At 65.3% G+C, this 26,513-nt stretch carries 27 protein-coding genes; 7 read left to right on the top strand and 20 right to left on the bottom strand.

Going from position 1 to position 26,513, the window contains the following annotated elements:
* Positions 1 to 6 precede the first annotated feature (6 nt).
* The 3 genes from atuC to IB229_RS16205 form a co-directional block, all read right to left on the bottom strand.
* Positions 7 to 1,623, bottom strand: a complete 1,617-nt coding sequence (gene atuC, locus IB229_RS16215) for a geranyl-CoA carboxylase subunit beta (protein WP_192330816.1) — start codon at positions 1,621 to 1,623, stop codon at positions 7 to 9.
* A 4-nt stretch (positions 1,624 to 1,627) separates the two neighbouring features.
* Positions 1,628 to 2,500, bottom strand: a complete 873-nt coding sequence (locus IB229_RS16210) for an SDR family oxidoreductase (protein WP_192330814.1) — start codon at positions 2,498 to 2,500, stop codon at positions 1,628 to 1,630.
* A gap of 155 nt (positions 2,501 to 2,655) precedes the next feature.
* Complete coding sequence (locus IB229_RS16205) at positions 2,656 to 4,443, bottom strand: acyclic terpene utilization AtuA family protein (protein WP_192330812.1); 1,788 nt, start codon at positions 4,441 to 4,443, stop codon at positions 2,656 to 2,658.
* Between the two features lie 194 nt (positions 4,444 to 4,637).
* Here IB229_RS16205 and IB229_RS16200 point away from each other — a divergent pair, with 194 nt between their 5' ends.
* The 3 genes from IB229_RS16200 (at position 4,638) to IB229_RS16190 (ending at position 7,006) form a co-directional block, all read left to right on the top strand.
* The gene (locus tag IB229_RS16200; RefSeq protein WP_192330810.1) at positions 4,638 to 5,270 is read left to right on the top strand and encodes a TetR/AcrR family transcriptional regulator; all 633 of its coding nucleotides are present in this window, start codon (positions 4,638 to 4,640) and stop codon (positions 5,268 to 5,270) included.
* Between the two features lie 73 nt (positions 5,271 to 5,343).
* Positions 5,344 to 6,138, top strand: coding sequence for a substrate-binding periplasmic protein (locus IB229_RS16195; RefSeq protein WP_192330808.1), 795 nt, complete (start codon positions 5,344 to 5,346; stop codon positions 6,136 to 6,138).
* Between the two features lie 85 nt (positions 6,139 to 6,223).
* Positions 6,224 to 7,006, top strand: coding sequence for a transporter substrate-binding domain-containing protein (locus IB229_RS16190; protein WP_192330806.1), 783 nt, complete (start codon positions 6,224 to 6,226; stop codon positions 7,004 to 7,006).
* On the opposite strand, the gene IB229_RS16185 is transcribed toward IB229_RS16190, so the two are convergent.
* Genes IB229_RS16185 through IB229_RS16170 form a run of 4 tightly spaced genes read right to left on the bottom strand, consistent with a single transcriptional unit; the run spans position 6,957 to position 10,134 of the window.
* Positions 6,957 to 7,715, bottom strand: a complete 759-nt coding sequence (locus IB229_RS16185; RefSeq protein ID WP_192330804.1) for a CPBP family intramembrane glutamic endopeptidase — start codon at positions 7,713 to 7,715, stop codon at positions 6,957 to 6,959. The genes IB229_RS16190 and IB229_RS16185 overlap by 50 nt on opposite strands.
* A gap of 39 nt (positions 7,716 to 7,754) precedes the next feature.
* On the bottom strand, positions 7,755 to 7,922 hold the full coding sequence (locus IB229_RS16180) for a DUF2897 family protein (protein ID WP_192330802.1): 168 nt from the start codon (positions 7,920 to 7,922) through the stop codon (positions 7,755 to 7,757).
* A gap of 53 nt (positions 7,923 to 7,975) precedes the next feature.
* Entirely contained in the window at positions 7,976 to 8,740 is a 765-nt protein-coding gene (gene eutC / locus IB229_RS16175) for an ethanolamine ammonia-lyase subunit EutC (RefSeq protein ID WP_192330800.1), read from the bottom strand.
* A complete protein-coding gene (locus IB229_RS16170; protein WP_192330798.1) occupies positions 8,740 to 10,134 on the bottom strand; it encodes an ethanolamine ammonia-lyase subunit EutB in 1,395 nt (464 codons plus the stop codon). The genes eutC and IB229_RS16170 overlap by 1 nt, the downstream gene beginning before the upstream one ends.
* Before the next feature lie 436 nt (positions 10,135 to 10,570).
* Between IB229_RS16170 and IB229_RS16165 the strand changes: the two genes are divergently transcribed.
* The gene (locus tag IB229_RS16165; protein WP_192330796.1) at positions 10,571 to 10,756 is read left to right on the top strand and encodes a hypothetical protein; all 186 of its coding nucleotides are present in this window, start codon (positions 10,571 to 10,573) and stop codon (positions 10,754 to 10,756) included.
* An 89-nt stretch (positions 10,757 to 10,845) separates the two neighbouring features.
* On the top strand, positions 10,846 to 11,706 hold the full coding sequence (locus IB229_RS16160; protein ID WP_192330794.1) for an alpha/beta fold hydrolase: 861 nt from the start codon (positions 10,846 to 10,848) through the stop codon (positions 11,704 to 11,706).
* On the opposite strand, the gene IB229_RS16155 is transcribed toward IB229_RS16160, so the two are convergent.
* The 5 genes from IB229_RS16155 to IB229_RS16135 all read right to left on the bottom strand — a co-directional run bounded on the left by IB229_RS16155 (position 11,684) and on the right by IB229_RS16135 (position 15,924).
* Positions 11,684 to 12,052, bottom strand: coding sequence for an MAPEG family protein (locus tag IB229_RS16155; RefSeq protein ID WP_192330792.1), 369 nt, complete (start codon positions 12,050 to 12,052; stop codon positions 11,684 to 11,686). The genes IB229_RS16160 and IB229_RS16155 overlap by 23 nt on opposite strands.
* A 222-nt stretch (positions 12,053 to 12,274) precedes the next feature.
* Positions 12,275 to 13,066 carry an ABC transporter ATP-binding protein gene (locus tag IB229_RS16150; RefSeq protein WP_192330790.1) on the bottom strand — a complete coding sequence of 264 codons (792 nt, stop codon included), beginning with the start codon at positions 13,064 to 13,066 and terminating at the stop codon, positions 12,275 to 12,277.
* 10 nt (positions 13,067 to 13,076) lie between these two features.
* Complete coding sequence (gene ntrB, locus IB229_RS16145; RefSeq protein WP_192330788.1) at positions 13,077 to 13,931, bottom strand: nitrate ABC transporter permease; 855 nt, start codon at positions 13,929 to 13,931, stop codon at positions 13,077 to 13,079.
* Positions 13,932 to 13,948: 17 nt separating this feature from the next.
* Positions 13,949 to 15,232 (bottom strand): CmpA/NrtA family ABC transporter substrate-binding protein, encoded by a 1,284-nt coding sequence (locus IB229_RS16140; RefSeq protein WP_192330786.1) that lies wholly within the window; start codon positions 15,230 to 15,232, stop codon positions 13,949 to 13,951.
* Between the two features lie 365 nt (positions 15,233 to 15,597).
* The gene (locus IB229_RS16135) at positions 15,598 to 15,924 is read right to left on the bottom strand and encodes a transcriptional regulator (protein ID WP_192330784.1); all 327 of its coding nucleotides are present in this window, start codon (positions 15,922 to 15,924) and stop codon (positions 15,598 to 15,600) included.
* 122 nt (positions 15,925 to 16,046) lie between these two features.
* Here IB229_RS16135 and IB229_RS16130 point away from each other — a divergent pair, with 122 nt between their 5' ends.
* Complete coding sequence (locus tag IB229_RS16130) at positions 16,047 to 16,436, top strand: hypothetical protein (protein ID WP_192330782.1); 390 nt, start codon at positions 16,047 to 16,049, stop codon at positions 16,434 to 16,436.
* Positions 16,437 to 16,475: 39 nt separating this feature from the next.
* Here IB229_RS16130 and alaC read toward each other — a convergent pair whose 3' ends face one another.
* The 7 genes from alaC to acnB all read right to left on the bottom strand — a co-directional run bounded on the left by alaC (position 16,476) and on the right by acnB (position 24,454).
* Positions 16,476 to 17,714 carry an alanine transaminase gene (gene alaC / locus IB229_RS16125; protein WP_192330780.1) on the bottom strand — a complete coding sequence of 413 codons (1,239 nt, stop codon included), beginning with the start codon at positions 17,712 to 17,714 and terminating at the stop codon, positions 16,476 to 16,478.
* Positions 17,715 to 17,874: 160 nt separating this feature from the next.
* Entirely contained in the window at positions 17,875 to 18,984 is a 1,110-nt protein-coding gene (locus IB229_RS16120) for a polysaccharide lyase family 7 protein (RefSeq protein ID WP_192330778.1), read from the bottom strand.
* Positions 18,985 to 19,173: 189 nt separating this feature from the next.
* Positions 19,174 to 19,752 (bottom strand): ANTAR domain-containing response regulator, encoded by a 579-nt coding sequence (locus tag IB229_RS16115; protein WP_192330776.1) that lies wholly within the window; start codon positions 19,750 to 19,752, stop codon positions 19,174 to 19,176.
* 21 nt (positions 19,753 to 19,773) lie between these two features.
* Positions 19,774 to 20,988: a CmpA/NrtA family ABC transporter substrate-binding protein gene (locus IB229_RS16110; RefSeq protein WP_192330774.1), complete on the bottom strand. Its 1,215-nt coding sequence runs from the start codon at positions 20,986 to 20,988 to the stop codon at positions 19,774 to 19,776.
* Between the two features lie 199 nt (positions 20,989 to 21,187).
* Positions 21,188 to 21,397, bottom strand: coding sequence for a YgdI/YgdR family lipoprotein (locus tag IB229_RS16105; RefSeq protein ID WP_192330772.1), 210 nt, complete (start codon positions 21,395 to 21,397; stop codon positions 21,188 to 21,190).
* 118 nt (positions 21,398 to 21,515) lie between these two features.
* A complete protein-coding gene (locus IB229_RS16100) occupies positions 21,516 to 21,725 on the bottom strand; it encodes a YgdI/YgdR family lipoprotein (RefSeq protein WP_192330770.1) in 210 nt (69 codons plus the stop codon).
* Positions 21,726 to 21,844: 119 nt separating this feature from the next.
* Entirely contained in the window at positions 21,845 to 24,454 is a 2,610-nt protein-coding gene (acnB, locus tag IB229_RS16095; protein ID WP_192330768.1) for a bifunctional aconitate hydratase 2/2-methylisocitrate dehydratase, read from the bottom strand.
* A gap of 446 nt (positions 24,455 to 24,900) precedes the next feature.
* On the opposite strand from acnB, the gene IB229_RS16090 reads away from it, so the two are divergent.
* Positions 24,901 to 25,377, top strand: coding sequence for a DUF1289 domain-containing protein (locus tag IB229_RS16090; protein ID WP_192330766.1), 477 nt, complete (start codon positions 24,901 to 24,903; stop codon positions 25,375 to 25,377).
* Between the two features lie 53 nt (positions 25,378 to 25,430).
* Here the strand turns inward: IB229_RS16090 and IB229_RS16085 are convergent, their stop codons facing one another.
* Positions 25,431 to 26,300, bottom strand: coding sequence for a universal stress protein (locus IB229_RS16085; protein WP_192330763.1), 870 nt, complete (start codon positions 26,298 to 26,300; stop codon positions 25,431 to 25,433).
* Positions 26,301 to 26,513: the final 213 nt, after the last annotated feature.

The following is a 26,513-nucleotide window of genomic DNA, read 5'->3' as shown; positions in this document are numbered from 1 at the left end:
GAAGGGTTACAGGCGGGCGACGCCGAACGAGTTGGATTTGAGGGGGCGTACTGCGGCTTCTGCGCAAATATCCAGCAGGAAGCCGAGCAGCTTGCGCGTGTCACGCGGGTCAATCAGGCCGTCGTCCCACAGGCTGGCGGTGCCGTAGAGCGCGGTGGACTGGCTGTCGAGCTTCTGCGCGGTGGCCATTTCCAGCATGTCGAGCATCTTCGGGTCGGCCTCTTTGCCTTCCTTGCGGTGCTTGTCCTCGGTGACGATGCGCAGCACCTTGCCGGCCTGGGCGCCGCCCATCACGGCGGTCTTGCTGTTGGGCCAGGCGAAGATGAAGCGCGGGTCGAGGCCACGGCCGCACATGGCGTAGTTGCCGGCGCCGTAGGAGCCGCCGACGACGATGGTCAGCTTCGGCACCGTGCAATTGGCCACCGCCTGGATCAGCTTGGAACCGTGCTTGATCACGCCGTTCTGTTCCGATTCGGTGCCGACCATGAAGCCGGTGGTGTTGTGGAAGAACAGGATCGGCGTGTTGCTCTGCTCGCACAGCTGGATGAACTGCGCTGCCTTGGCCGCGCCGCGCGGGGTGATCGGCCCGTTGTTGCCGATAAAGCCGCAGGGCTGGCCTTCGATGGCCAGGTGGCCGCAGACGGTCTGGCTGTCGAACTCGTTCTTGAAGTCGAGGAAGGCCGAGCCGTCGGCGATGCGCGCGATGATTTCGCGCACGTCGTAGGGCTTCTTGGCGTCGGCCGGGACGATGCCGAGTAGCTCCTCGGCCGGGTACAGCGGCTCGCTATAAGCCTTGGCCGGGCGCGCTGGCAGCTGCGCGTTCCACGGCAGCAGGCCGGCGACTTCGCGGGCGATGCGCACGCCATCGGCGTCGTTTTCGGCCAGGTATTCGGCGGTGCCGGCGACCTGGGCGTGCATTTCGGCGCCACCCAGTTCCTCGTCGGTGGCCACTTCACCGGTGGCAGCTTTCAGCAGGGGCGGGCCGGCGAGGAACATCTTGGCCTTGCCGCGCACCACCACCACGTAGTCGGAGAGGCCCGGCTGGTAGGCGCCGCCGGCGGTGCTGGAGCCGTGTACCACGGTGATCTGCGGCAGGCCCATGGCCGACATCCGCGCCTGGTTGGCGAAGCCACGGGCGCCTTCGACGAAGATGTCGGCGGCGTAGTTGAGGTTGGCGCCGCCGCTTTCGGCCAGGGTGATTACCGGCAGTTTGTTTTCCACGGCGATCTGCTGCAGGCGCAGGGATTTCTTCAGCCCGGTGGGCGAGATGGTGCCGCCCTTGATCGCGCTGTTGTTGGCAATCACCAGGCAGCGCACGCCGGCCACGTAGCCGATGCCGGCGATGATGCCGCCGCCGGCCTGGGTGCCGTCCTTGTCGTCGTGCAGCTTGTAGCCGGCCAGCGAGGCCAACTCGAGGAACGGCGCCCCGGAGTCGAGCAGCAGGTTGATGCGCTCGCGCGGCAGCAACTGGCCGCGCTTGATGAACTTGGGTTTGGCCTCGGCGGCCTTGTCGAGGACCTTCTGTTCGACGTCGCGGAAGCTGGCGATGGTTGCCAGCATGGCCTCGCGGTTCTGCGCGAAGCTGTCGCCGTGGACGTCGAGTTCGGATTGGATCACCGGCATCGCATCACTCTCCCTGGTCTTTCAGTACATCGGGCACGTAGGCGCGATGAAAGCCGTTGTAGGACTCGCTGTTTTTCGCCTTGCCCAGGGTCCAGGCACGGGTGCCCTGGCTGGCCGCGCCGTCGATGCGGATGGTGTTACCGCTGATGAAGTTGGCGCCGGGGGAGAGCAGGAAGACGATGGCCGCGGCCACCTCCGACTCGGTGCCGATGCGCTGCAGCGGCACGTGATCCTTGAGGTTGCGGATCATGTTCTTCATCGACTCGGGATAGGTGTCCATGCCGCTGGAGGCGATCCAGCCCGGCGCCACGGCATTGACCCGCACGCCGGCGTGGCCCCACTCGTAGGCGGCGGTTTTGGTGAAGTTCTCCATGCCGGCGCGGGCGGCACCGGAGTGGCCCATGCCGGGCATGCCGCCCCACATGTCGGCGAGCATGTTGACGATGCTGCCGCCGGTCTTGCTCATGCTCTGGCTGAACACTTCGCGGGCGATCAGGAAGCCGCCGACCAGGTTGGTGCGCACCACGGTCTCGAAGCCTTTCTGGTTGATCGACACCAGCGGCGCGGGGAACTGGCCACCGGCGTTGTTGACCAGGTGGTGGATCGGCCCGCGCTCGGCGATCACCGTCTTGACCATCGCCTTGACCGCTTCTTCCTCGCGGATATCGCACACGGCGAAGCTGGCGCTGCCACCGTCTTCGGCGATTTCGCCGGCGGTCTTTTCCAGTTTCTCCAGCTTGCGCCCGACCAGCACCACATGGGCGCCGAGGTGGGCCAGCTCGTGGGCCACACAGCGGCCGATGCCGCTGCCGCCGCCGGTGACCAGGATGGTCTGGCCGGCGAACAGGCCGGGTTTGAAGACTGAGTCGTAGCTCATTGTTGTTGTCCTTCGGCTCTATCTGTTCGATGGTTCCCACGCTCTGCGCGGGAACCGCTCCGGGGACGCTCTGCGTCCCATGCGACGCAGAGCGTCGCTGCCTGCGTTCCCACGCGGAACGTGGGAACGATCAACGCGGGAACAATCAATCCACTCTACAAAGTCTTGGCCAATGCGCTGGGCACCGACACCGGGAGCTCCAGCAGCTGCTGGGCGAAGGCCTTGCCCTGCGGGTCGATACGCAGGCTGGCCACGCCGCCGCCGCCCAGGGCGTTCTCCAGCAGGAAGTTGAGGCTTTGGCTGCCCGGCAGATACCAGCGCTCGACGCGCCCGGTCTGTGGGTCGAGCACATGGCTCATCCAGTCGACCAGCGCTTCCTTGCTCAATGCCTCGGCGATCCACGGCAGGTACTCGGGCTTGCGCGCCATCACGCCGATGTTGCTGTGGTTGCCCTTGTCGCCGGAGCGCGCCACGGCCAGCTTGATCAGTGGCACGCTGGCATCGGCTTCGCCCTGGGGTTGTGGTGGTTCGCTGGCGACGGCCAGTTGCCGTGGATCGAAGGCGCCCAGCTTCGGCAGGGCGACCGGCTGGCGCTGCTCGCCGAGGCTCACCTCCAGGCTGCAGTTGCGCTTGTCGGTGAGGAAGCTGAACAGACGGATCACCGGGTACACGGTCGGCCGCCCGCCGACGATGCCGGTCAGCCCCGGCGCCATGCCGGTGGCGGCCTGGGCGATCTCGCGGGAGAACAGGATCAGCGCTTCCTTCTTGGCGTGGCGCACTGCCAGCTTGATCACCACTTCGCGGGTGTCCTGCCGTTGCCCGTGCGGGCCGTAGGTGGCTTCGCTGCCGAGCAGCTCGATGTGCACTTCGCGGTAGGGCCCCCAGCCGCGCTCGGCGAAGATTTCCTCGGTCTTGGCGATGATCGCCTGGCTGACGCGCTCGGCCTTGGCCACCGCGTCGATGCCGGCGATCAGGCAGCTGGCGGTGCAGCGGAAGCCTTCCGGATAGGTGGCGCTGACCTTGTACTGATCGGTCGGCGGCAGGCCCTTGGCGCCCTGCACGAGAACCTGATCCTGGCCGGCCTGGCTCAGGCTGACCTGGGTGAAATCGCAGATCACGTCGGGCAGGTAGTAGGCGCGTGGGTCGCCGATTTCATAGAGCATCTGCTCGCCGACGGTGAACGGCGTGACCAGGCCGCCGCTGCCTGCCGGCTTGGCGACGATGAAGCTTGCGTCGGCGCTGACTTCCACCACCGGGAAGCCGATGTGCTCGTAGTCCGGCACGTCGCGCCAGTCGGTGAAGTTGCCGCCGGTGCACTGCGCGCCGCATTCGATGATGTGGCCGGCGAGGGCGGCCTGGGCCAGCTTGTCGTAGTCGTTCCAGCTCCAGTTGAATTCATGCACCAGCGCGGCGCTGACCACCGCGCTGTCGACCACGCGGCCAGTAATGACGATATCGGCGCCGAGTTTCAGCGCCTCGACGATGCCCGGCGCGCCGAGGTAGGCGTTGACCGATACGCACATGGGCGGCAGCGGCGCGCCACTGAACATCTCGGTGGTACCGGCCTTGGCCAGTTCGCCGAGCTTGGGTTGCAGGTTGTCGCCATGCAGCACGGCGATCTTCAGGTCGACACCAGCCTTGGCGCAGGCGGCGCTCAGGGCAGCCGCGCAGGCCTGCGGGTTGACCCCGCCGGCGTTGCTGATGACGCGGATGTTCTTGGCGGCAATGTCCTGCAGCAGCGGGGCGAGCACGTCGATGAAATCGGTGGCGAAGCCTTCGTCCGGCTTCTTCATTTTCGCTCCGGCCATGATCGACATGGTGATCTCGGCCAGGTAGTCGAACACCAGGTAGTCCAGCTCGGTGCCGCGCACCAGCTGCGCGGCAGCAGTGGAGGTGTCGCCCCAGAAGGCGGAGGCGCAGCCAATGCGGATGGTCTTGCTCATTTTTATAGGATTCCATCGACGCCAGAAGATGGAGAAGACATTACCAAGCAAGCGCTTGGTTTGAAAGTCCCGCGAGCAACTTTTTAGCCAAGCGCTTGCTTGGGTGGCTTGTGCCCCGTAAATTTCGTCCATCAGTTTCCACGGCACGCCAGTCCTGGCGCGTCGCCCCCATTTCCCCTGCGGAGAAAACGAGTTTGGACGATCACAAGGCCCGCGCCGTGATGCAGCAACTGGTGGCCAGCGGCCAGGTGACCGACCCGGAAAGCGCGCGCGGCAAGCTGCTGCAAACTGCGGCCCACCTGTTTCGCAGCAAGGGCTACGAACGCACCACGGTCCGCGACCTGGCGGGGGCCGTCGGCATCCAGTCCGGCAGCATCTTTCACCACTTCAAGAGCAAGGACGAGATCCTCCGTTCGGTGATGGAGGAAACCGTGCGCTACAACACCGCGTTGATGCACGCCGCGCTGGCCGATGCCGCCAACCTGCGCGAGCGTGTGCTGGCGCTGATCCGCTGTGAGCTGCAGTCGATCATGGGCGGCACTGGCGAGGCGATGGCCGTGCTGGTCTACGAATGGCGTTCGCTGTCCGAGGAAGGCCGCGCGCACATTCTCGCGCTGCGCGACACCTACGAGCAGATCTGGCTGGACGTGCTCGGCGAGGCGCGCGTCGCCGGCTATGTACAGGGCGACCCGTTCATCCTGCGGCGTTTCCTCACCGGCGCGCTGAGCTGGAGCACCACCTGGTTCCGTGCCGACGGCAAGATGAGCCTCGACCAGCTCGCCGAGGAAGCGCTGACGCTGGTCATCAAGGACGCCCGTACCGAATAGGCTAAGCTGCAGGGGGGCGGCCAGCCAGCCGGCGGCACGTCCCCTGGGCTCTGTCTGAGGTATTCCGGTGCGTGTGACCTGCAAGCTCCTGCTACTTGGTGCAGTGCTCCTGGCGAGTCAGCTGGTCGCAGCCGCGCAGCCGGTCAAGGTCGGCGCCTACCATTTCCCGCCCTATATCGCCAAACCCGAAAGCCTGCCCGGCGGCCTGCTGCCTGAGCTGCTGGACGCCCTCAACACCAGCCAGGAGGCCTTCCGGTTCGAGCTGGTGCCGACCTCCGTGACCCGGCGCTACCGCGACTTTGTGCACGGTCGTTACGACATGATCCTCTTCAAGTCGCCGAACTGGGGCTGGCAGGACGTCGTCGCCGACCGGCTCGACCTGCAGATCACCGATGCCGAGGTGTACGTCGCCCATGCCGAGCCGGGGCGCGGCCAGGAGTATTTCGACAGCCTCAAGGGCAAGCGCATGGCGCTGTACAGCGGCTATCACTACGGGTTCGCCGGTTTCAATGCGGACCAGGACTACCTCTCCAGTACCTACAACGCGGTGCTCACCTATTCCCACGACAGCAACCTGCTGATGCTGCTGCACCGCCGGGCCGACCTCAGCGTGCTGCCGCGTTCGTACCTGCGCCTGTACCTGCAATCGCACCCGCAGGAGCAGGCCGATCTGCTGGTGTCCGAGCGTACCGATCAGGTCTATCACCACCACGCGCTGCTGCGCCGCGACGGGCCGATCACCGCGCAGCAGCTGGCGCAGGCGCTCGCCGTGCTGGAGAAAAATGGCCGTTTGGGCGAGCTGCTCAGGCGCTATCAGTTGCAGCGCAGCGGTGGGGCGATCGAGGAAAAGGCCAACCCTATGCAGTGATCCTTGCCTGGGATAGGCTTGTCTGAAAGTTGTCCAAGGAGTCAGTATGAGCGGGTGCAGACAAGGATGGCTGCGAACGGGAGTGATGGCATTCGTGGCGCTGGCAGCCTTGCCGGTGCAGGCTGCGGAGCAAGTCCGCATCGCCGCCGTGCACTTTCCGCCTTACGCGATCAAGCCCGAGCAGAACCTGCAGCGCGGCCTGCTGCCGCAGCTGGTCGAGGCGCTCAATCAGCTCCAGGGCGATTACCGGTTCGTCCTGCGCGCCACCTCCCTCAACCGCCGTTTCAAGGATTTCGAGCAGGCGCGCTATGACCTCGCGGTGTTCGAGAACCCCGACTGGAAATGGCAGGGCATTGTCGGCCATCGCATCGACATGGGCCTGGAGGATGCCGAGGTGCTGGTCGCCCGCGCCGAGCCGGGCCGCGACCAGCACTACTTCGACAACCTGATGGACAAGCGCCTGGCGCTGTTCAACGGCTACCACTACGGTTTCGCCGGCTTCAACAACGACCCGCAGTGGCTGAGCGAACACTTCGATGCGCAGCTGACCTATTCCCACGAAAGCAACCTGGAGCTGGTGCTGCGCGGGCGTGCCGATGTCGCGCCGATCACCCGTTCCTGGCTCGGCGCGAAGGTGCGCAAGGAGCCGCAGTTGCAGGCGCAACTGCTGGTGTCCGAGTGGGAGGATCAGCACTACCGCCACTACGCGATCCTGCGTCCGCAGGCGCCGATCAGCGCCGAGCGGTTGCGCGAGTTGCTCCAGGCGTTGCGCGAGAACGGCCAGATGCAGCGGATCTTCCAGCCCTACGACATCGGCGTTACGCCACGCGTAGCGGGTAGCTCAACAGTAATAGATGGCACAGATTGACCGCACCGTGCAGGGCGATGGCCGCGCTCAGGCGCCCGCTGTAATGGAAGACCAGGCCGTAACCGAGCCCGGCCACCCCCGCAACCACGGCGAACAACGGGCTGAACGGCAGGTGCACGGCGGCGAATAGCACGGCGGTGAGCAGCACCCCGGCCCACAGCCCGAGCGGGGCGATCAGCGCGCGCTGCAGCCAGGCGCGAAACACCAGCTCCTCGGCCAGTACCGCCACGCCCAAGTTCACCGCCAGCCACAGCCACACTTCCTGCGGCCACTTCGGCTGCCAGGCCACCAGCACCAGGCCGAGAGCCAGTGCAGGCACCAGCAGCAATGTCAGCAGCGCGATCAGCCAGGCCAGGCGCGCAGAGACGGTGGCCCGTGGCGCATGGCCCAGCCACCAGGCGAGCAGTGTCAGGCCGACCAGGCCCTTGTCCCACGACAGGCGTACGGCATAGGGCGCGGCATCGACGCTGATCCGCCGTGCCTCCGCGAGGGGCGTGGGGGTGAAGCCGGGGAGCAGGTGAGCGGCGAGGGCGATACTGACCAGCAGGCTCACTGACCACCACAGCCAGTGCGGCAGGTAGTCCTCGCCGAGCAGGACCCAGGCGATGAACAGGGCCGCCAGGGCCAGGCCGATGGGCTGGATATAGGCGAATGCCACGCCCAGCCCGAGAAAGAGCACGGGCAGCAGCAGGCGCAGGTGCAGGGGCATGGCACGTCCTTGTCGCGGATGAGGCGAAGGCGCGGGAGTCTAGCGCTCCTGCGCGTCCTTGGCGTCCTGTTCGATGTTGCGTTCGTGGATGCGCTTGAGCTGTTCGTCGGTTAGCGGCAGTTTGCGGGCGCTGTCGCGCAGCAACAGCAAGCCGCCGACGATGGAGCCGAGGGCCAGAATCATGATCAACCAGGCATACCAGGGCATGGGGCTCTCCTTTGCGGGATGAGCCTCCACCATAACCCCGGTTGGCGCTTCTGTCAGGCCTGGGTTTCGATCGCCTGCAGGGTGCTGTCGTCCTTCAGGTCGACGCCGGAGAGTTGCAGGCGCAGGGCCTGACGCGCGATGAAGTCCAGCTTGTGCGCCGCCAGTGCGTAGGGCAGCCCCTCGGGGCGCACGTTGGAGATGCAGTTGCGCTCGCTGTCCATGCGCCCCACGTGGGGCTGGTAGGTGACGTACAGGCCGAGGCTGTCCGGCGAGGTCAGGCCCGGACGCTCGCCGATCAGCACGATTACCAGGCGCGCGCGCAGCGCTTCGCCGATGCCGTCGCCGATGGCCACGCGCCCCTGTTCGGCGAGCACCACCGGGGTGTTGCTCCAGTCGGCGTCGAAGCGCTGGCGGAACAGCTCCAGCAGCGGCAGGGCATGGCGTTGCACGGCGATGGACGAGAGCCCGTCAGCAATCACCACGGCCAGCTCCGGCGCCGGCGCTTCGCCGCACAGGCGTTCGCGGCAGGGCTCGGCGAGGCGGCGGCCGCGGTCCGGGCGCAGCAGGTAGGTTTGCCGGTCTTCGGCGTCGCTGTTGACCTGCAGGGCGCGAAACCCTGCCGCCTGCAGCTGCTCGCGCAGCTCGCTGAAATCCAGTGGGCGATGCACTGCGTCACGCGCCTGGGCGTGGGCCAGGCCGAACTTGAGCACTTCGGCGGTCGGCAGGCTGGAGCCTACGCGGCCCAGGGCGATGCGTGCCGAGGTGTGCGCGCGCAGGTCGTCCCAGGGGTTGCTCTGGGTCAGCGTCAGGTCACTCATCACGCCGCTCCCGAGACGAAAGGCAATTGCTTGAGCAAGTGGTGGCCGCGGCCGATCTCGCGCAGCGCGCCGGACGGATCGGTGATGGCCATACGCGTCAGCCAGGCATCGAATTCCGGCGCACGCTTGAGGCCCATCGCCGAGCGCAGGTAGAGGGCGTCGTGGAACGAGGTGCTCTGGTAATTGAGCATGATGTCATCGGCGCCGGGGATGCCCATGATGAAGCTGATGCCGGCGGTGCCGAGCAGGGTCAGCAGGGTGTCCATGTCGTCCTGGTCGGCTTCGGCGTGGTTGGTGTAGCAGACGTCGCAGCCCATCGGCACGCCGAGCAGCTTGGCGCAGAAGTGATCCTCCAGCCCGGCGCGGATGATCTGCTTGCCGTCGTAGAGGTATTCCGGGCCGATGAAGCCGACCACTGTGTTGGTCAGCAGCGGCTTGAATTCGCGCGCCACGGCATAGGCGCGCACCTCGCAGGTCTGCTGGTCGACGCCGTGGTGGCCGCCGGCTGACAGCGCGCTGCCCTGGCCGGTCTCGAAGTACATGACGTTGTCGCCGACCGTGCCGCGCTTCAGGCTCAGCGCCGCCTCGTGGGCCTCGCGGAGGATGGCCAGGTTCACGCCGAAGCTGGCATTGGTTTTCTCGGTGCCGGCGATGGACTGGAACACCAGGTCGATCGGCGCGCCGGCCTCGATGGCCTGGATCTGCGTGGTGACGTGGGTGAGCACGCAGCTCTGCATGGGGATTTCGAAGTGCTGGCGCACCTCGTCCATCATCTGCCACAGGCGCATCAGGGTCGGCAGCGAATCGCTGGCTGGGTTGATGCCGACCGTGGCATCGCCGGAGCCGTAGAGCAGGCCGTCGAGCATGCTCGCGGCGATGCCGCGCACATCGTCGGTGGGGTGGTTGGGCTGCAGGCGCACGGAGAGGTGGCCGGGCAGGCCGATGGTGTTGCGAAAGCGGCTGGTGACGTGGCACTTCTTGGCCACCAGGATCAGGTCCTGGTTGCGCATCAGCTTGCTCACCGCGGCAGCCATCTCCGGGGTGATGCCGGGTGCGACGGCGGCGAGGGTGGCGCTGTCGGTGCTGTGCAGGAGCAGCCAGTCGCGCAGGTCGCCGACGGTCAGGTGGCTGATCGGAGCGAAGGCGGCGCGATCATGGCGGTCGATGATCAGGCGGGTGACTTCGTCGCTCTCGTAGGGGATCAGCGCCTCGTTGAGAAAGGTCTGCAGCGGCACGTCGGCCAGGGCGATCTTCGCCGCCATGCGTTCTTCGTAGGTGGCCGCGGCGAGCCCGGCCAGGTAGTCGCCGGAGCGCGCGGGGCTGGCCTTGGCCAGCAGGGTCTTGAGGTCGGCGAAGCGGTAGGTCTGACTGCCGACGCTGGTGCTGTAGGGCATGACGCAACTCCGCAGGCGGGAGAGGGCGCGTCCGCGAGGTATCGCGCCGTGGTCTGTCGCAAAATCGACGCCGGATGCAGAGCCCCGGCGCCGGCACTTGGGTTAACTAAACGCCAGGCTGCAGGCCCGGTCAACACGCAATGCCGATGTGCTCCGTGAGTGCCATGGTCACTGGCGGCCTGCTGCAATCCCTACTACGCAAAGCATTGCCTGTGCCAACCACTGGCACACAGGTGCGGCCCGCGGATTTTCTGCCGCTTGTACCGCGCGCAACCGACACAGCCTGCCGGCCGTGCTACAGGCTGGTGCGTTTAGCAGGCCGGGCGATTCGTTTCGGCCCTGTTTGACCACGCCTGGCTGCACGCACGCTGACCCTGAACCGTCACAAAGCCGGGCTAGGATCGCTTCGCTAGCCACTGGACTGGGGAGACTTGCGATGCAGATCAGCGTGAACCATGTGCCTGAAACCGGTTGGGTCGTACAGCTCGACGCGTGCGCGATTCCATTTCGCTGCCAGGCGTCGGCCGAGCAGTTCGCCAGGCTGCTGCGCCAGCGTCTGGAAGCCCCTCACGTGCTGCCGGAGCAGCGCCGCAGTGACCGTTCGGCCGAGCAGGCCGCCTGAGGTTGTGCGTGTCCGGCGAACGCTCGCTGTGGAATTAATAGAGTAATTGCTCTAGATTCGCCGCTCCTGTGATGACTGCGGAGTGGGCGATGATCGATACGCTGCCGTTCGCCAATGGCACCTTTCAGTGTCCGGTGCGCCTGTACCCCTGTGCGCGTGCGACGCGCACGCTGATCGTGCTGCCAGCGCTGGGCGTGACCGCGCGCAAGTACGACGCGCTGGCAAATGCGCTGGTGGCGGCCGACTGCAACGTGCTGGTCGCCGACTGGCCGGGCCAGGGCGAGAGCCTGCCGCGCCCGGATCGCCGTCACGACTACGGCTATCGGCAACTGGTCGAGGACTTCGTCCCCGCGTTGCTGGTCATGGCCCAGCGGCATTTCCCCGGCAGCCCGGCGGTGCTGTTCGGCCACAGCCTCGGTGGACATATCGCCACGCTGTACGCAGCGGCGCACCCAGGCAGCGCGGTGCGCGTCATCGGCGTCGCCTGCGGCAACATCCATTACCGCCACTGGCAGGGTCGCCAGCGGCTGATGACGCCCAGCGTGGCGCTGGTGTTCAACCTGCTGGTCAGCGTGCTCGGCTACCTGCCGGGCAAGCGTATCGGCTTCGGTGGCCACGAGGCGCGCACGTTGATGCGTGATTGGGGCCGCGTCGCCTTCACCGGCCATTACCATCACCTCGGTTTGCCTCAGGCGCCGGCGGCGAGCAATGGCGTGGCGTCGTTGTTCGTGCAGATCGAGGGCGATCATTTCGCCCCGCCGGCCTCGACCCTGGGCCTGGCCGAGCTGATCCAGGCCCATCCGCAGATCGAACGCCTGCCGTCGCCGCGTCCGCCCCACGAGAACCCGCACAGCGCTTGGCTCAAGGCGCCGCAGGGGGTGGTCGACTGCGTCATTGCCTGGCTCGCGCAGCCTGTACCGGCTCGGCTCAGAACAACAGCAGCAGGGTGACGACGAGCAGTACCAGCATGGTCAGCGCATGGCTGACCTGGCGCAGCAGGAGCAGGCGGGCGAACAGGCCGGCGCAGTAGAGCAGGCGCAGCATGATGAAGGCGAAGCCGATGGCGGCGGTGAGCGGCGGGCTGATCTGCCCGCTGGCTTCGCCGAGGTAGAGCAGGACGATGAACAGCACCGTCTGTTCCAAGGTGTTGCCGTGGGCGCGGATGGCCTTGGTCAGGTCCGCCTTGCCGCCGTCGCCGAAGGCGATCTGATGGCGCATGCGCAGGCGCGAGGTATTCAGCGACAGGGCGATCAGCAGCAGCGACAGGACTGCCGCGACGTAGATGCTGTAGGGCATGGTGGTTCCTCGTTTCTTGTTATAGGTAGAGGGCGAGGGTAGGGGCTGGCGGTGGCGCTGTACAGGCACCGCCGCGCCAGGCGGCAATGCCCGGCGCGCATGACGGGCCAGAAAAGCCCGACACGAGGTCGGGCTTGTGATGAGCAACTGATGGCCAGGGGCACCCGACGGAGCATCGGTGGATCACCGACGATCATCCATCACTGAGTCCCCTTACGCGTATCAAGCCGCCGGACGTTGCTGACGCTGGTAGAGGAATTCCAGCACCGCGCTGCGGTACAGGTGGTACTGCGGGTCGTTGGCCAGCACCAGGCGATCACGCGGGCGGGCCAGGCCCACCTCGACGATATCGCCGACCGTGGCCGCCGGGCCGTTGGTCATCATCACGATGCGGTCGGAGAGCAGCACCGCCTCGTCGACGTCGTGGGTCACCATCACCACCGTGCTCTGGGTCGCACCGACGATGCGCAGCAGCTCGTCCTGCAGGTGCGCGCGGGTCAGGGCGTCGAGGGCGCCGAAGGGTTCGTCCATCAGCAGCACCTTGGGCTCCATGGCCAGGGCGCGGGCGATGCCGACGCGTTGCTTCATGCCGCCGGAGATCTCGCTGGGGTGTTTGTGCATCGCATGATCGAGGCCGACCATGTGCAGCGCCGCCTCGGTGCGGGCCTTGAGCTGGGCCTTGGCTTCGTCGGCACCGAACACCCGTTCCACGGCCAGGTGGACGTTGCCGTAGCAGGTCATCCAGGGCAGCAGGCTGTGGTTCTGGAACACCACGGCACGCTCCGGGCCGGGGCCGTCGATCTCGCGACCGTTGCAGATCAGCCCGCCCTCGCTGGCCTCGAGCAGGCCGGCGATGAGGTTGAGCACGGTGGATTTGCCGCAGCCGGAGTGGCCGATCAGCGAGACGAACTCGCCTTTGGCAATGCTCAGGTTGACGTTGGCCAGGGCCTGGAAGCGGCCTTTCTTGGTCTCGAAGTGTTTGCTGACGGCGGTCAGCTCGACGAACTTGTCCATGGCGAACTCCTTAGCTGGCGTAGTCGAAGCGTTTGGCGAGCAGCAGCAACGACTGCTCCAGGGCCAGGCCGACCAGACCGACGATGATGATGGCGATGAGGATGTGTTCGACGTTGAGGTTGTTCCACTCGTCCCACACCCAGAAGCCCAGGCCGGTGCCGCCGGTGAGCATTTCCGCGGCGACGATCACCAGCCAGGCCACGCCGATGGCCAGGCGAATGCCGGTCATCAGGTGCGGCAGCACGGCGGGAAACAGGATGCGCGTGAGCACCTTGAATTCCGACAGCTTGAGCACGCGGGCAACGTTGAGGTAGTCCTGCGGCACGCTGGCGACGCCGGCGGCGGTGTTGAGGATGATCGGCCAGATCGAGCTGATGAAAATCACCCAGATCGACGCCGGCCCGGCCTTCTCGAACACCAGCAGGCCGATCGGCAGCCACACCAGCGGCGACACCGGGCGCAGCAGGCTGATGACCGGTGCGAGCATGCGGGCGAGGAAGGTGAAGCGGCCGATGGCGAAGCCCAGCGGGATGCCGACCAGCGCCGCGAGGCCGAAGCCGAGGCCAACGCGGCCCAGCGAGTGGAGGATGTTCCAGCCGATGCCCATGTCGTTCGGGCCGTTGTCGTAGAACGGATCGGCGAACAGCTCCAGCGCCGACAGCCAGGTCGACAGCGGGCCCGGCAGGCCCTCGCTGCGCGCGGCGATCAGTGCCCACACGCCGATGAACAGGGCAATGCCGAGCAGTGGCGGGACCAGCAGCCTGATAGCGCTGGCGAACAGCTCCGTGCCCGGCAACGGGCGGCGAACGGGCGTGACGGGGACGGCGCTGGCCACGCTCAGCGGGGTTTTCAGTCGAGCATTCATCTGTACACCTCCGAAAGTCAGGCCTTAACCGCAAAGGATTGGGCGTAGGCGGCCGGGTTGCTGCCATCCCAGACCTTGCCGTCGATCAGCGTGCTGCTGCGCAGCGGGCTGCTCGGCACGCTCAGGCCGAGGGCGCTGGCGGCTTCGCCGTAGAGTTTGGTCTGGTTCACCGCAGCGGCGACGGCGGCGTAGTCCGGGTCGTCCTTGAGCAGGCCCCAGCGCTTGAACTGGGTGAGGAACCACATGCCGTCGGAGTGGTAGGGGTAGTTGACGCTACCGTCCTTGCAGAAGGCCATGGCGTGCGGGTCTTCCCAGCTGTTGCCGAGGCCGTCCTCATAGTGACCGAGAAAGCGCTGCTCGATCACCTCGGCTGGCGCATTGACGTAGGCCTTGCCGGAAATAAGCTTGGCGGTGGCCTTCTTGTTCTCCGCGCTGGCTTCGATGAAGCGGCTGGCATCGAGGAGGGCCATCACCAGCGCGCGGGCGGTGTTGGGGTTCTGTTCGACGAACTCGCGGGAGCAGCCGAGGACTTTCTCCGGGTGGTCGGCCCAGATCTGCTGGGTGGTCACGGCGGTGAAGCCGATCTTGTCGGTGATCGCCCGTGCGCCCCAGGGCTCGCCGACGCAGAAACCGTCCATGTTGCCGACGCGCATGTTGGCGACCATCTGCGGTGGCGGCACGGTGATGGTCTTGACGTCCGACAGCGGGTTGATGCCCAGGCTGCCGAGCCAGTAGTACAGCCACATGGCGTGGGTGCCGGTGGGGAAGGTCTGGGCGAAGGTCAGCGGCGTGCCGCCTTTCTTGATGTGCGCGGCGAGCTGCGCGCCGGTGGTTACGCCGGCTTCCTTGAGCTGCCTGGAAAGGGTGATGGCCTGGCCGTTCTGGTTCAGGCCCATGAGCACGGCCATGTCCTTCTGCGGGCCGGCGAGGCCGAGCTGCGAGCTGTACATCATGCCGTAGAGCACGTGCGAGGCATCCAGTTCGCCGGTGCCGAGCTTGTCGCGCACACCGGCCCAGGAGGCCTCCTTGCTCGGGGTGATGCTCAGGCCGTACTTGGCGGCGAAGCCCTGGGTGGCGGCGACCACCAGCGAGGCGCAGTCGGTCAGGGGGATGAAGCCGATCTTCAGTGCGGCCTTTTCCGGGGCATCGGAACCGGCGGCATAGGCCGCGCTACGCAGGAAACCGGGCGCGGCGAGACCCAGCGCGGCGACCCCGCCCACGGTGCCAGCAATGGCGATGGAGTGCTTGAGGAAATTGCGGCGGCTGGTGTTCATCGGGTCGTTGGAATCACGATCACTCATGCTGTGGTCCTTTTTCATGGGCAAATAAAAACGGCGTACGCCAGAGAGACCCGATGGGGGAGGGTTCTCTGACGGACGCCGTTGTCCGTGATCCGCGGCCCGCCGCCGTTGGCGTGCTTCGCAGGAGTCTGCACGGGCTATTGCAAAGGGCTTGCCAGCTTGCTGAGGGCGAGAGGGAACGGGTCCGAGGAGGATTGCTGCCGATAGGAATGGTGCTTGTAGAACAGGGGCTTAGCCGGGTTCTGCGAGATTCCGGCTACGTCGGCTCGGCGCTACGCGACAGCCGGTGCATGCCCTTTACGAGCCATCGCCGTGCACGCCCGGCCGCTCCTGTGCGCTTTTGGTTCGCGCGGTGGAGCAGCCACTCAGTGGCTGAGTGCGGCTGGCGAGCGGCGCTGGGTTTCCTCGACGTAGTCCTTGAGCCAACGCAGCACGGTGACCGCCTCCCAGCGCGCGGGATCGAACAGGGCGTAGGCCAGGCCCTGGTAGCCGACCACATCGAGCTGGCGGTGATAGCCGGCACGTTGCAGCAGCGCTTCGATCTCGGCGAAGCAGGTGTTGAAGTGCACGCGCCGGAACGGCGTCTTGCTGCCTGTCACCAGCCCCTCCAGGTGCAGTTCCGCAACCATGGGGCGAATGCTGTCCAGTGGCATCTGGTTCACTTTGTTCTTCAACTGCAGTACGTCCAGCATGGTCAGTCTCCTTGGGTTCCACGGCCGCAAAAGAGTAAACGAAAAGTACTGTACAAATAAACACTACTGGATAATAGTACAGCTCAAGTGCCGTCGAGATCACCGGAACAGGAGCTGCCTATATGCACCACAAGCTGATGACGATTCTGCTACTGGCTCTGCTGGCAGGCTGTGCCCAGCCACAGCTCGAACAGCCCAAGGCCAATGGCGCCTATCTGGTGATCGAGGGCGGTGATGCCTGGGCGGTACTGGTTTCCGACGGCAAGCGCGTCGAGGAACATGGTCGGGTGCTGGACGTGATCAAGCTGCCGGGGCAGCACACGCGCATTTCCGCCAGCTACGTGATCGAGACGCCGAACTGCGGCAAGGTGCAGTGGTTGACCGAGCGCGAGGGTGGTGAAGGCGAGGTCACGCGGCTGTCACAGGATTACAACGAGGAACTGGAGCGGCCCGGCTGCGTGATCGCCAATGGCCTAAGTCGGGCCTGGACGGCGCTGGACTACTCGGGCTGAGAAACGAGGCGGCAGCCGTGCGCTGCCGCCTCGCCGGTTTCACTCCGCCGGGGTCTTGCGTGGTTTGGCGGGTGCCGGTTGCAGCAGACCGTCGGCGCGGAACATGGCCTTGATGCCACGCACCGCCTGACGGATACGGTCCTGGTTCTCGATCAGGGCGAAACGCACGTGGTCATCGCCGTAGTCGCCGAAGCCGATGCCCGGCGACACGCAGACCTTGGCCTCGATCAACAGCTTCTTGGCGAATTCCAGCGAACCCAGGTGGGCGTACTGCTCGGGAATCTTCGCCCAGATGTACATTGAGGCCTTGGGATTCTCGACCATCCAGCCGGCTTCGTGCAGGCCCTTGACCAGCATGTTGCGACGCTGCCGGTACTGTTCGGCGATGTCGCGCACACACTGCTGGTCGCCTTCCAGGGCGGCGATGGCCGCGACCTGTAGCGGGGTGAAGGTGCCGTAGTCGTGGTAGCTCTTGATCCGCGCCAGGGCGCTGACCAGCTCCTTGTTGCCGACCATGAAGCCCACCCGCCAGCCCGCCATGTTGTAGCTCTTGGACAGGGTGAAGAACTCCACGGCGATATCCTTGGCACCCGGCACCTGCATGATCGACGGGGCTTTCCAGCCGTCGTAGACGATGTCGGCGTAGGCCAGGTCGTGCACCACGAGAATGTCGTACTGCTTGGCCAGGGCCACCACGCGCTCGAAGAAGTCCAGTTCTACGCACTGTGCGGTCGGGTTGGACGGGAAGCCGAGGATCATCATCTTCGGTTTCGGGATCGATTCGCGAATCGCCCGTTCCAGCTCGGCGAAGAAGTCGATGCCCGGTACCAGCGGCACGGAGCGTACCTGGGCGCCGGCGATCACGGCGCCGTAGATGTGGATCGGGTAGCTCGGGTTGGGCACCAGCACGGTGTCGCCATGGTCGACGGTGGCCAGCATCAGGTGCGCCAGGCCTTCCTTGGAGCCGATGGTGACGATGGCTTCCTCGTCGGGGTCGATTTCCACCTCGTAGCGGTCGGCGTACCAGCGCGAAATGGCGCGGCGCAGACGCGGAATGCCACGCGAGGTGGAGTAGCCGTGGGTGTCGTCACGCTGGGCGGTGGTGCAGAGTTTTTCGACGATGTGCGGCGGTGTGGCGCCATCGGGGTTGCCCATGCTGAAGTCGATGATGTCCTCGCCACGGCGACGGGCAGCCATCTTCAGTTCGGCAGTGATGTTGAAAACGTAGGGGGGGAGACGATCGATGCGCGCAAAGCGGCGCTTAGCTTGGTCAGCCATGCTTTCCTCGGATACGTAAGCGCCCGGAACCGTCCGAGCGACGTTGGCCACTGCGGTGGCCAGGGCGCGAAGATAAGCGCAGCCAGGGTGGCTTGTCGAGCCCGATTTGCCGTCCCTGGCAACGCTGGCGAATTCGCCGTGGCGGCGACGCGACGCGCGATCAGTTACCCGCGGCGCGGACCAGGATCGAGAACTTCTTGTGGTGGGTGCTGCCGTTGACGTCCTGCACCTGGGCAACGAACCAGTGTGCCGTGGTGGACACCGCGCGCGCCTGCGGCGTGCCGCTGATCACGCCGTCGCGGGACAGGCGCAGGCCGGCCGGCGGATGGCCGCTGACCAGTTTCCAGGTGGCGCCACCAAGGCCGCCGGTGCTGGACAGCTGCACCAGGTACGGTTGCTCGGCGGTGGCGTTGGTCAGTGCGGCCGGGCTGTTGACCAGCAGGCCGTCGTTGGGGTGGCTGGCGGCGAGCCGGTAGAACTTCGCGCGGCCACCCTCGGTGGCGCTGTCGCCATGCATGTGCAGGTAGGCACCGGCCTTGAAGTAGAACGTCTCGCTGTTCCAGGCCGGGTCCATCGGCATGCGTGCCACCGGGCCGCCGTTGGCCGAGGCCATGGCCACGTTGTTGCTGACCCGCATCTGGTAGGTGAAGGCTTCGCCCAGGCGGATGTTCTCGGCCAGCACGTGGTTGGTGAAGGGCGGACCCTGTTCCGGCAGGCCCTGCAGTTTGGCGATCACGCGGCCGGTCTGCTTGCTGGCGTCGTAGCGGTAGTACAGGAGGATCAGCGGCGCGCTGCCGTAGCCATGGACCTGGCCGACGATGACGATGCCGTCGCTGGGCACCTGGGTAACCTTGACCAGGGCGTCCTGCAGCGAATTGCCCGCGCCGTTCCAGGTCACGCTGAGGTTGCCCGGGTCGAGCATCTCGCGCAGCTCCGCGCGCGGGCTGCTGGAGCCGCCGGCAGTGGCGCCGTTGAGCGGCGCCCAGAAAGTCATGGCGCCGTCGCTGTCGGTGCGAAACCAGGTCGACTGGTAGCCCTGCTTGCCCGCCAGTTGCTCGGGCGGGATGGTCACCGCCTTGCCCGCGGTGCCGCCGCTGGCATCGGCAGGCACGGTGATGTTCCAGTTTTCCAGGGCGAAGTTGCCGCCCGGCGGGACGCCCTTGTACAGGTCGGCCTGGGTTTCGCCGGCGAGCAGGCCGCTCAGTAGCAGGGCGCCGAGCAGGGCCTGGCGGCGCGCCGAAAGGCGCGAGGGACGGGATTGTGTCTGCATGCGTGGTCATCCTCGAAAAGGGCACGTTCGCTCAAGACTGCCCCCTTCGAGGTGGATGCGTGCCGGGCCCGCCGGGGTGGCGAGCCTTCTGAGCAGACTCGCCCGCAGGCCGTTGGTTCGCCGCGGCCGGGTGCTTTCAGCCGGGCGTCACCTGGCATAGGCGAAACAGCAGCGCGGCGGATCGGCTGTTCAGTTCCCCAGCATGTCGTGCATGGCAATGATCTGTTCGGCCACCTGGATCAGCTTTTGCTGGCGGCTCATGGCCTGGCGGCGCATCAGCGTGTAGGCCTCTTCCTCGTTGCAGCTCTTCATCTTCATCAGCAGGCCCTTGGCCAGTTCCACGCGCTTGCGCTCGGCCAGCTGTTCGTCGCGGGCCTGCAGCTGCGCGCGCAGGGCCTGGTCACTCTCGAAACGGGCCATGGCGACGTCGAGGATCGGTTGCAGGCGCTGGGCATGGATGCCTTCGACGATGTAGGCGCTGACCCCGGATTGAATCGCCTGGCGCATCACCGATGGGTCGTGCTCGTCGGTGAACATGACGATCGGCCTCGGCTGGTCGCGGGTGACCAGGACCACCTGTTCCATCACGTCGCGGCCCGGCGACTCGGTATCGATCAGCACCACGTCCGGGCGTACGGCTTCGACGCGCTCGGGCAGGTCGATGGTCAGGCCAGACTCGTCGATGACCTCGAAACCGGCTTCGATGAGCGCACTCTTCAGGCGCCCGACCTTCTTCGCGGTGTCGTTGATCAGCAGAATTCGTAGCATCTTGGTCGTCGTCTCGCAGCGTTACAGGGCGATGGAAGCGGCGCTGCCGCTGCGTGCGTGGATGGCGAAGCTGTGCGCGTAGGCGGCCGGATCTCTGCCGTCCCAGACGGTGCCGTCGAGCAACGTGCTGCTGCGCAGGGCGTTCTCGGGTACGGCGATGCCGAGTGCTTCGGCAGCCTGGCGGTAGAGGTCGAGCTGGTGGATCTGCCGGGCGACCGTGAGGTAGTCCGGGTCGTCCTTGAGCAGGCCCCAGCGGCGGAACTGGGTCATGAACCACATTCCGTCCGACAGCCAGGGCATGTTCACCTCGCCGTTGGCGAAGAAGCGCAGCGGGTTGGCGTCCAGCCAGGCGTGACCGATGCCGTCCTGGTAATGGCCAAGGAAGCGCGGCTCGATGGCCGACAACGGCGCGTCGATGTACTCGCTGCCGCTGATCAGTTGCGCGGTGCTGCGCTTGTTCTCTTCGTTCTCGTCGATGAAGCGGCTGGCCTCGAGCACGGCCATGGTCAGGGCGCGCGCGGTGTTGGGGTACTGCTCGACGAATTCGCGGGTCACGCCGAGTACCTTCTCCGGGTGGTCGGCCCAGATCATCTGGCTGGTGGCGACGGTGAAACCGAGGTTCTCATCGACCGCTAGGGCGCCCCACGGGCCGCCCGCGCAGAAACCGTCGATGCGCGCCGCCTTGAGGTGGGCGACCATCTGCGACGGCGGCACGATCACCGTGTTTACGTCTTCCAGCGGATGGATGCCGTGACTGGCCAGCCAGTAGTTCAGCCACATGGCGTGGGTGCCGGTGGGGAAGGTGTGGGCGAAGGTGAGTTTTGCACCGCTTTGGCGCGCGCGCTGGGCCAGTGCTTCGGCGCTGGTCACGCCGCTCTGTTTCAGTGGCTCGGACAGGTTGATAGCCTGGCCGTTCTGGCACAGACCCATGAGGATCGCCATGTCGGTCGCCGGCCCGCTGAGGCCGAGGTGGATACCATAGATCTGTCCGTACAGGGTCTGTGCTGCATCCAGCTCGCCGGACAGCAGCTTGTCACGCAGGGTCGCCCAGGATGCCTGGCGCTGCAGGTTGAGCGTCAGGCCGTGGGGCTGGGCGAAGCCCTGGGTGGCGGCGACGATCAGCGAGGCCGAGTCGGTCAGGGCCATGAAGCCCAGGTCCAGCACGCTCTTCTCCGGTGCGTCCGAGCCGGCCACCCAGGCCAGCGTGTCAGTGCGCGTTGTCGTGTTGTCGGTCATCGATCAGTCCCACCTTGAACGAAAAAAGCGCCGCCCCAGCCACCTTGCGGGCAGGTAGCCAGAAACGACGCCATTGTCTATGAACTCGCTCCGCCGTTGGAGGGTTCTGTTGCAGACAAGCCAAGCAAGCCATATGCCAGGCGTTCATGCAGGCAAACAAAACCCCGCCGTGGCGGGGTTGGGGGTTGGTTGCGTAGGTTCAGCGCTCGAGCATCTGCTTCACCGAACTCTGCGGGATCTGTTGCAGGCGGCCTTCGCTGTCTTCGAACTCGAGCATGCCGGTGTCTTCGTCCAGCTCCGGTTTCTCGTCGCTGGTGAGCATCTGGCCGTCGGTGGTGGTGATGATGTATTCGCTGGAACAGCCGGCGAGGGCTGCGGCGCAAAACAGGGCGAGTATCCAGACCTTCATATGCTGTGCTCCTGATAGCGGTGCGTCGGTCATCGACCTCTACAAAGCTAGCTGGCGCGACAGGTCTGGCAAGCGTGGGGAAGGGTGGCCACCCAGTGGTCCGGGTGGCCGATCACACTTAACGTTCGATGATCTGTTTCACCGAGCTCTGCGGGATCTGCTGGTCGTTGCCTTCCGGGTCCTCATACATCAGCAGGCCGGTTTCCTCGTCCAGTTCAGGCTTGTCTTCGGCGCTGAGCATCTGCCCGTCGTTGGTGGCGATGATGTAGTCGCTGGCGCAACCGGCCAGGCCCAGTACGCAGAACGCGGCGAATATCCAGTGTTTCATGGTGCACTCCTTGGGAAAAATAGCCCGACCGGGCCCTACTTGATCCGACCGTCGTACCTGCGATTTTTCTCCATAAAAAAAGCCCCGCACTGGGCGGGGCTTCTTTTTACTGCGGACGCTTAGACTTGCACGGCCGGGATCTTCGCGTTGGCCGCGGCTTCGCGGAACTCGGCGATCTGGTCGAAGCTCAGATAGCGGTAGACGTCGGCAGCCATGCTGTCGATGTCTTTCGCGTAAGCCATGTACTCGTCCACGGTCGGCAGCTTGCCGAGGATGGAGGCAACTGCCGCCAGCTCAGCCGAGGCGAGGAACACGTTGGTGGCGTCGCCCAGGCGGTTGGGGAAGTTACGGGTCGAGGTGGAGACCACGGTCGAACCGGTCTGGACGCGTGCCTGGTTACCCATGCACAGCGAGCAGCCTGGCATTTCCATGCGCGCACCGGCCTTGCCGTAGATGCCGTAATAGCCTTCTTCGGTCAGCTGGTGGGCGTCCATCTTGGTCGGCGGAGCCAGCCACAGGCGAGTCGGGATACCGCCCTTGACCTTGTCCAGCAGCTTGCCGGCAGCGCGGAAGTGACCGATGTTGGTCATGCACGAGCCGATGAACACTTCGTCGATCTTCTGACCTTCGACAGTGGAAAGCAGACGGGCGTCGTCCGGGTCGTTCGGTGCGCAGAGTACCGGCTCTTTGACTTCGGCCAGGTCGATCTCGATGATCTCGGCGTACTCGGCGTCCTTGTCGGCTTCCAGCAGTTGCGGGTTGGCCAGCCAGGCTTCCATCGCCTGAGCACGACGCTCCAGGGTGCGCGGGTCGCCGTAGCCTTCGCCGATCATCCAGCGCAGCAGGGTGATGTTGGACTTCAGGTACTCGGCGATCGCCGATTCCGGCAGCTTGATGGTGCAACCGGCAGCCGAACGCTCGGCGGAGGCGTCGGACAGCTCGAAGGCTTGTTCGACGGTCAGCTCGTTGAGGCCTTCGATTTCCAGGATGCGGCCGGAGAAGGCGTTGATCTTGCCCTTCTTCTCGACGGTCAGCAGGCCCTTCTGGATGGCGTAGTAAGGGATGGCATGGACCAGGTCACGCAGGGTGATGCCCGGTTGCATTTTGCCCTTGAAACGCACCAGTACGGACTCCGGCATGTCCAGCGGCATGACGCCGGTGGCAGCGGCGAACGCGACCAGGCCGGAACCGGCCGGGAAGGAGATGCCGATCGGGAAACGGGTGTGCGAGTCGCCACCGGTACCGACGGTGTCCGGCAGCAGCATGCGGTTCAGCCAGCTGTGGATGATGCCGTCGCCCGGACGCAGGGACACGCCGCCGCGGGTCATGATGAAGTCCGGCAGGGTGTGGTGGGTGGTGACGTCGATCGGCTTCGGATAGGCCGCGGTGTGGCAGAAGGACTGCATAACCAGGTCAGCGGAGAAGCCCAGGCACGCCAGGTCTTTCAGCTCGTCGCGGGTCATCGGGCCAGTGGTGTCCTGGGAACCGACGGTGGTCATCTTCGGCTCGCAGTAAGTGCCCGGACGTACGCCCTGGCCTTCGGCCAGACCGCAGGCGCGGCCCACCATCTTCTGCGCCAGGGTGAAGCCCTTGCCGCTGTCGGCAGGTGCTACCGGCTTCTTGAACAGGTCTGCTGGGCCGAGGCCGAGTTCGGCACGGGCCTTGTCGGTCAGACCACGGCCGACGATCAGCGGGATACGGCCGCCAGCGCGGACTTCATCGAGCAGCACGTCGGTTTTCAGTTCGAAGCTGGTGACCAGCTCGTCGCTGCCATGACGGCGGACTTCGCCCTTGTACGGGTACACGTCGATGACGTCGCCCATGGCCAGGTTGGTGCAGTCGAATTCGATCGGCAGGGCGCCGGCGTCTTCCATGGTGTTGTAGAAGATCGGGGCGATCTTGGTGCCGAAGCAGAAACCGCCAGCGCGCTTGTTCGGTACGTTCGGGATGTCGTCGCCGAAGAACCACAGCACCGAGTTGGTGGCGGATTTACGCGAGGAGCCAGTACCGACCACGTCACCGACGTAGGCAACCGGGAAGCCTTGGGCTTTCAGTGCTTCCATCTGCTTGATCGGGCCGACCGAACCCGCAGCGTCCGGGTTGATGCCGTCACGGGCCATTTTCAGCATGGCCAGGGCGTGCAGCGGGATGTCTGGACGCGACCAGGCGTCAGGCGCCGGGGACAGGTCGTCGGTGTTGGTTTCACCGGTGACCTTGAACACGGTCAGGGTGATCTTGTCGGCCAGGGCCGGGCGGTTCTTGAACCACTCGCCATCGGCCCAGGACTGCAGTACGGCTTTGGCGGCGGTGTTGCCGGCCTTGGCTTTCTCGGCGACGTCGTGGAAGGCGTCGAACATCAGCAGGGTGTGCTTGAGTTGCGCGGCAGCGACTTCAGCCAGTTCGGCGTTGTCCAGCATCTCGACCATGGTGACGATGTTGTAGCCGCCCTGCATGGTACCCAGCAGCTCGATGGCGCGCTTCTTGGTGATCAGCGGGGAGGAGACTTCGCCCTTGGCGACAGCGGAGAGGAAACCGGCCTTGACGTAGGCGGCTTCGTCGACGCCCGGCGGTACACGGTTGGTCAGCAGGTCGACGAGAAATTCTTCTTCGCCGGCTGGGGGATTCTTCAGCAGCTCGACCAGGCCTGCGGTTTGTTCGGCGTTTAGCGGCTGGGGCACGATACCCTGGGCGGCACGCTCTGCTACGTGTTTGCGATAGGCTTCAAGCACAGTTTTTACCCTCATCAGTTGTCGCAAGGTGGCTCGCGACGCTTATCCAGAAAGTCATCGCACAGAGCGCCTCTGCGCTTTTTGGGCGCCTCGGCCACTGTGTCGATAACCTCATACAAGAAGCTGCTTTCAAAGTTTTACGCCGCAGGAACCGGGCGATGAGGGCTGGCGCAGGACTGGGAAGACCTGACGCCAACATGTTCCTGACGGATTGACTGTGCTCGTGACGCTTTGAAAACAGCTTCTGACGGACATCGACGCCTAAAATGGCGGACCGATTCTACTGGAATAGCCGGCTAAAGTTAAGCGCAAAGCCCGAGGCATGCGGCTCGCTTGACTGCGACGAATGTCGGGATGGGCAAGTCGACGAACATCGGCTGGTCGTGACCCTCCAGGCTTAAGCGGCTACTATGGGCCGCCTGTTTTGACTGACCTGTTTCCCCGCCATGTCCAATCAGCGCATCAAGACTCCCTGCGTCGGCCTCTGCTCAACCGTCTACGGCGACCTCGTATGCCGCGGCTGCAAGCGCTTTCACCATGAAGTGGTGAACTGGAACCTGTACAACGAAGACGAGAAGAGTGCCGTCTGGCGTCGCCTGGAAGTGCTTCTGGTGCAGGTGATGCAAGGCAAGCTCGAGGTGTTTGACGCCGTTCGTCTGCGTCAGCAGCTGGAGCAGCACCAGGTGCGTTTCGTCCCCGATCAGTCGGCCTACTGCTGGGCCTATCAGTTGATCGCGCGCGCCGCGCGGGTAATCAGCCGTCTCGATGCCTACGGGATTTCGCTGATGCCGGAGTTTCGCGATTGGCCACTGCCGGACCTGCGCGAAGCCATCGACAAGGAGTTCTTCCTGCTGTCGGAAGCCCACTACGAGCGTTACATCGCCCCGAAATTCCTTCGCGAGGGTATGGAAATCCGCGTCTGAGCGAGCCGAGCCAATAAAAAAGCCGCCCGAGGGCGGCTTTTTTTGGCGTTCACTTAGTCGGCACGCTGCGCGACCAGTTCTTCCAGGTGGGCGAGGATGGCTTCCGGCTTGAGTACCAGCACGTCACTCTCGAGGGTGTCCAGCACCACTTCGGCCGTGTTGCCGATCAGCGCGCCGGAAAGGCCGGTGCGGGCGACTGTGCCGATCACGGTGACGACAGCCTGGAGCTTCTGCGCCATGTACGGAATCAGCACATCGGCCGGGCCTTCCTCGACATGCAGGCGGTCGTCGCTGATCTCGTATTCGCTCTTGAAGGCTTCACATTGCTGGCGATAGCGCGCTTCGATGGTTTCCTTGAGCTGGAAGGTCGGATCGGCGGCGGACAGCATGGGCGAGGGGTGGGCGCTGATCACGTGCAGGGTGCCCTTGGCCAAACCGGCGATGTCGTAGCCATGCATAACGATGCCGGAGTGTAGGGTGCGGTGCGCGCCGTCGTTGTTGCCGACGTCGACCGCCGCCAGGACGATACCGCCGGTCCACGGCTTGTCGGTCTTGACCATCAGCACCGGGCCTGGGCAATAGCGCAGCAGCTTCCACTCGTCGGGGGTCAGCAGGGCTTTCTTCAGCGGATTGCTCGGGAAATGCTGCTTGATCACCAGGCCACAGCCTTCGGCCTGTTGCACGGTGATGATGGTCTGGTAGAGGTTTTCATGCCAGGACTGCTGGGAGCTGACGCTGTAGCCTTCCTGGATCAGGTCGGCCTGGGTGCTTTCCAGTAGGGCAGCGTGCTCCTGCTTCTTGTCGCAGACCAGTAGGTGCAGGTGGGATTGGGTGACGCCGGCAATCAGCTTGGCCCGTTTGAGCGCCAGGCACTCCCCGCGGTTTGGATCCATTACGACGAGAATGCTGCGAATAGCTTGCATGGGTGTCTCCCTGAGCATGAATGCAGTTCTTTTGACGTCACTATAGCCGTGAGGAATATAGTCGTGTTGACCTGCATCACGACACGACTGGTCCCGAGCGCCACCACTCGTATAATGGCGCGCCCTGATTCTGCCTGCCAAGAGGCTGGCCTGTCCGCCGAGACCCGTGCCCCGATGTTCACGACTTCTTTCCGATCTTTCCTCCGCGCGTTC

The organism is Pseudomonas sp. PDM14 (assembly GCF_014851905.1).
Lineage (GTDB): Bacteria > Pseudomonadota > Gammaproteobacteria > Pseudomonadales > Pseudomonadaceae > Aquipseudomonas.
The sequence above is the reverse complement of the archived record's forward strand: the minus strand, read 5'-3'. Positions and strand labels throughout refer to the sequence as shown.

Coding starts and splice junctions, on each gene's coding strand:
- IB229_RS16085 (WP_192330763.1), bottom strand. CDS start 26,300: ATGCAAGCTATTCGCAGCATTCTCGTCGTAATGGATCCAAACCGCGGG.
- IB229_RS16090 (WP_192330766.1), top strand. CDS start 24,901: ATGTCCAATCAGCGCATCAAGACTCCCTGCGTCGGCCTCTGCTCAACC.
- IB229_RS16115 (WP_192330776.1), bottom strand. CDS start 19,752: ATGCTACGAATTCTGCTGATCAACGACACCGCGAAGAAGGTCGGGCGC.
- IB229_RS16210 (WP_192330814.1), bottom strand. CDS start 2,500: ATGAGCTACGACTCAGTCTTCAAACCCGGCCTGTTCGCCGGCCAGACC.
- IB229_RS16100 (WP_192330770.1), bottom strand. CDS start 21,725: ATGAAACACTGGATATTCGCCGCGTTCTGCGTACTGGGCCTGGCCGGT.
- IB229_RS16150 (WP_192330790.1), bottom strand. CDS start 13,066: ATGGACAAGTTCGTCGAGCTGACCGCCGTCAGCAAACACTTCGAGACC.
- atuC (WP_192330816.1), bottom strand. CDS start 1,623: ATGCCGGTGATCCAATCCGAACTCGACGTCCACGGCGACAGCTTCGCG.
- IB229_RS16105 (WP_192330772.1), bottom strand. CDS start 21,397: ATGAAGGTCTGGATACTCGCCCTGTTTTGCGCCGCAGCCCTCGCCGGC.
- IB229_RS16185 (WP_192330804.1), bottom strand. CDS start 7,715: ATGCCCCTGCACCTGCGCCTGCTGCTGCCCGTGCTCTTTCTCGGGCTG.
- IB229_RS16140 (WP_192330786.1), bottom strand. CDS start 15,232: ATGAGTGATCGTGATTCCAACGACCCGATGAACACCAGCCGCCGCAAT.
- IB229_RS16110 (WP_192330774.1), bottom strand. CDS start 20,988: ATGACCGACAACACGACAACGCGCACTGACACGCTGGCCTGGGTGGCC.
- IB229_RS16190 (WP_192330806.1), top strand. CDS start 6,224: ATGGCATTCGTGGCGCTGGCAGCCTTGCCGGTGCAGGCTGCGGAGCAA.
- IB229_RS16135 (WP_192330784.1), bottom strand. CDS start 15,924: ATGCTGGACGTACTGCAGTTGAAGAACAAAGTGAACCAGATGCCACTG.
- ntrB (WP_192330788.1), bottom strand. CDS start 13,931: ATGAATGCTCGACTGAAAACCCCGCTGAGCGTGGCCAGCGCCGTCCCC.
- IB229_RS16155 (WP_192330792.1), bottom strand. CDS start 12,052: ATGCCCTACAGCATCTACGTCGCGGCAGTCCTGTCGCTGCTGCTGATC.
- IB229_RS16205 (WP_192330812.1), bottom strand. CDS start 4,443: ATGAGCAAGACCATCCGCATTGGCTGCGCCTCCGCCTTCTGGGGCGAC.
- IB229_RS16120 (WP_192330778.1), bottom strand. CDS start 18,984: ATGCAGACACAATCCCGTCCCTCGCGCCTTTCGGCGCGCCGCCAGGCC.
- IB229_RS16180 (WP_192330802.1), bottom strand. CDS start 7,922: ATGCCCTGGTATGCCTGGTTGATCATGATTCTGGCCCTCGGCTCCATC.
- IB229_RS16160 (WP_192330794.1), top strand. CDS start 10,846: ATGATCGATACGCTGCCGTTCGCCAATGGCACCTTTCAGTGTCCGGTG.
- alaC (WP_192330780.1), bottom strand. CDS start 17,714: ATGGCTGACCAAGCTAAGCGCCGCTTTGCGCGCATCGATCGTCTCCCC.
- IB229_RS16170 (WP_192330798.1), bottom strand. CDS start 10,134: ATGCCCTACAGCACCAGCGTCGGCAGTCAGACCTACCGCTTCGCCGAC.
- IB229_RS16165 (WP_192330796.1), top strand. CDS start 10,571: ATGCAGATCAGCGTGAACCATGTGCCTGAAACCGGTTGGGTCGTACAG.
- eutC (WP_192330800.1), bottom strand. CDS start 8,740: ATGAGTGACCTGACGCTGACCCAGAGCAACCCCTGGGACGACCTGCGC.
- IB229_RS16130 (WP_192330782.1), top strand. CDS start 16,047: ATGCACCACAAGCTGATGACGATTCTGCTACTGGCTCTGCTGGCAGGC.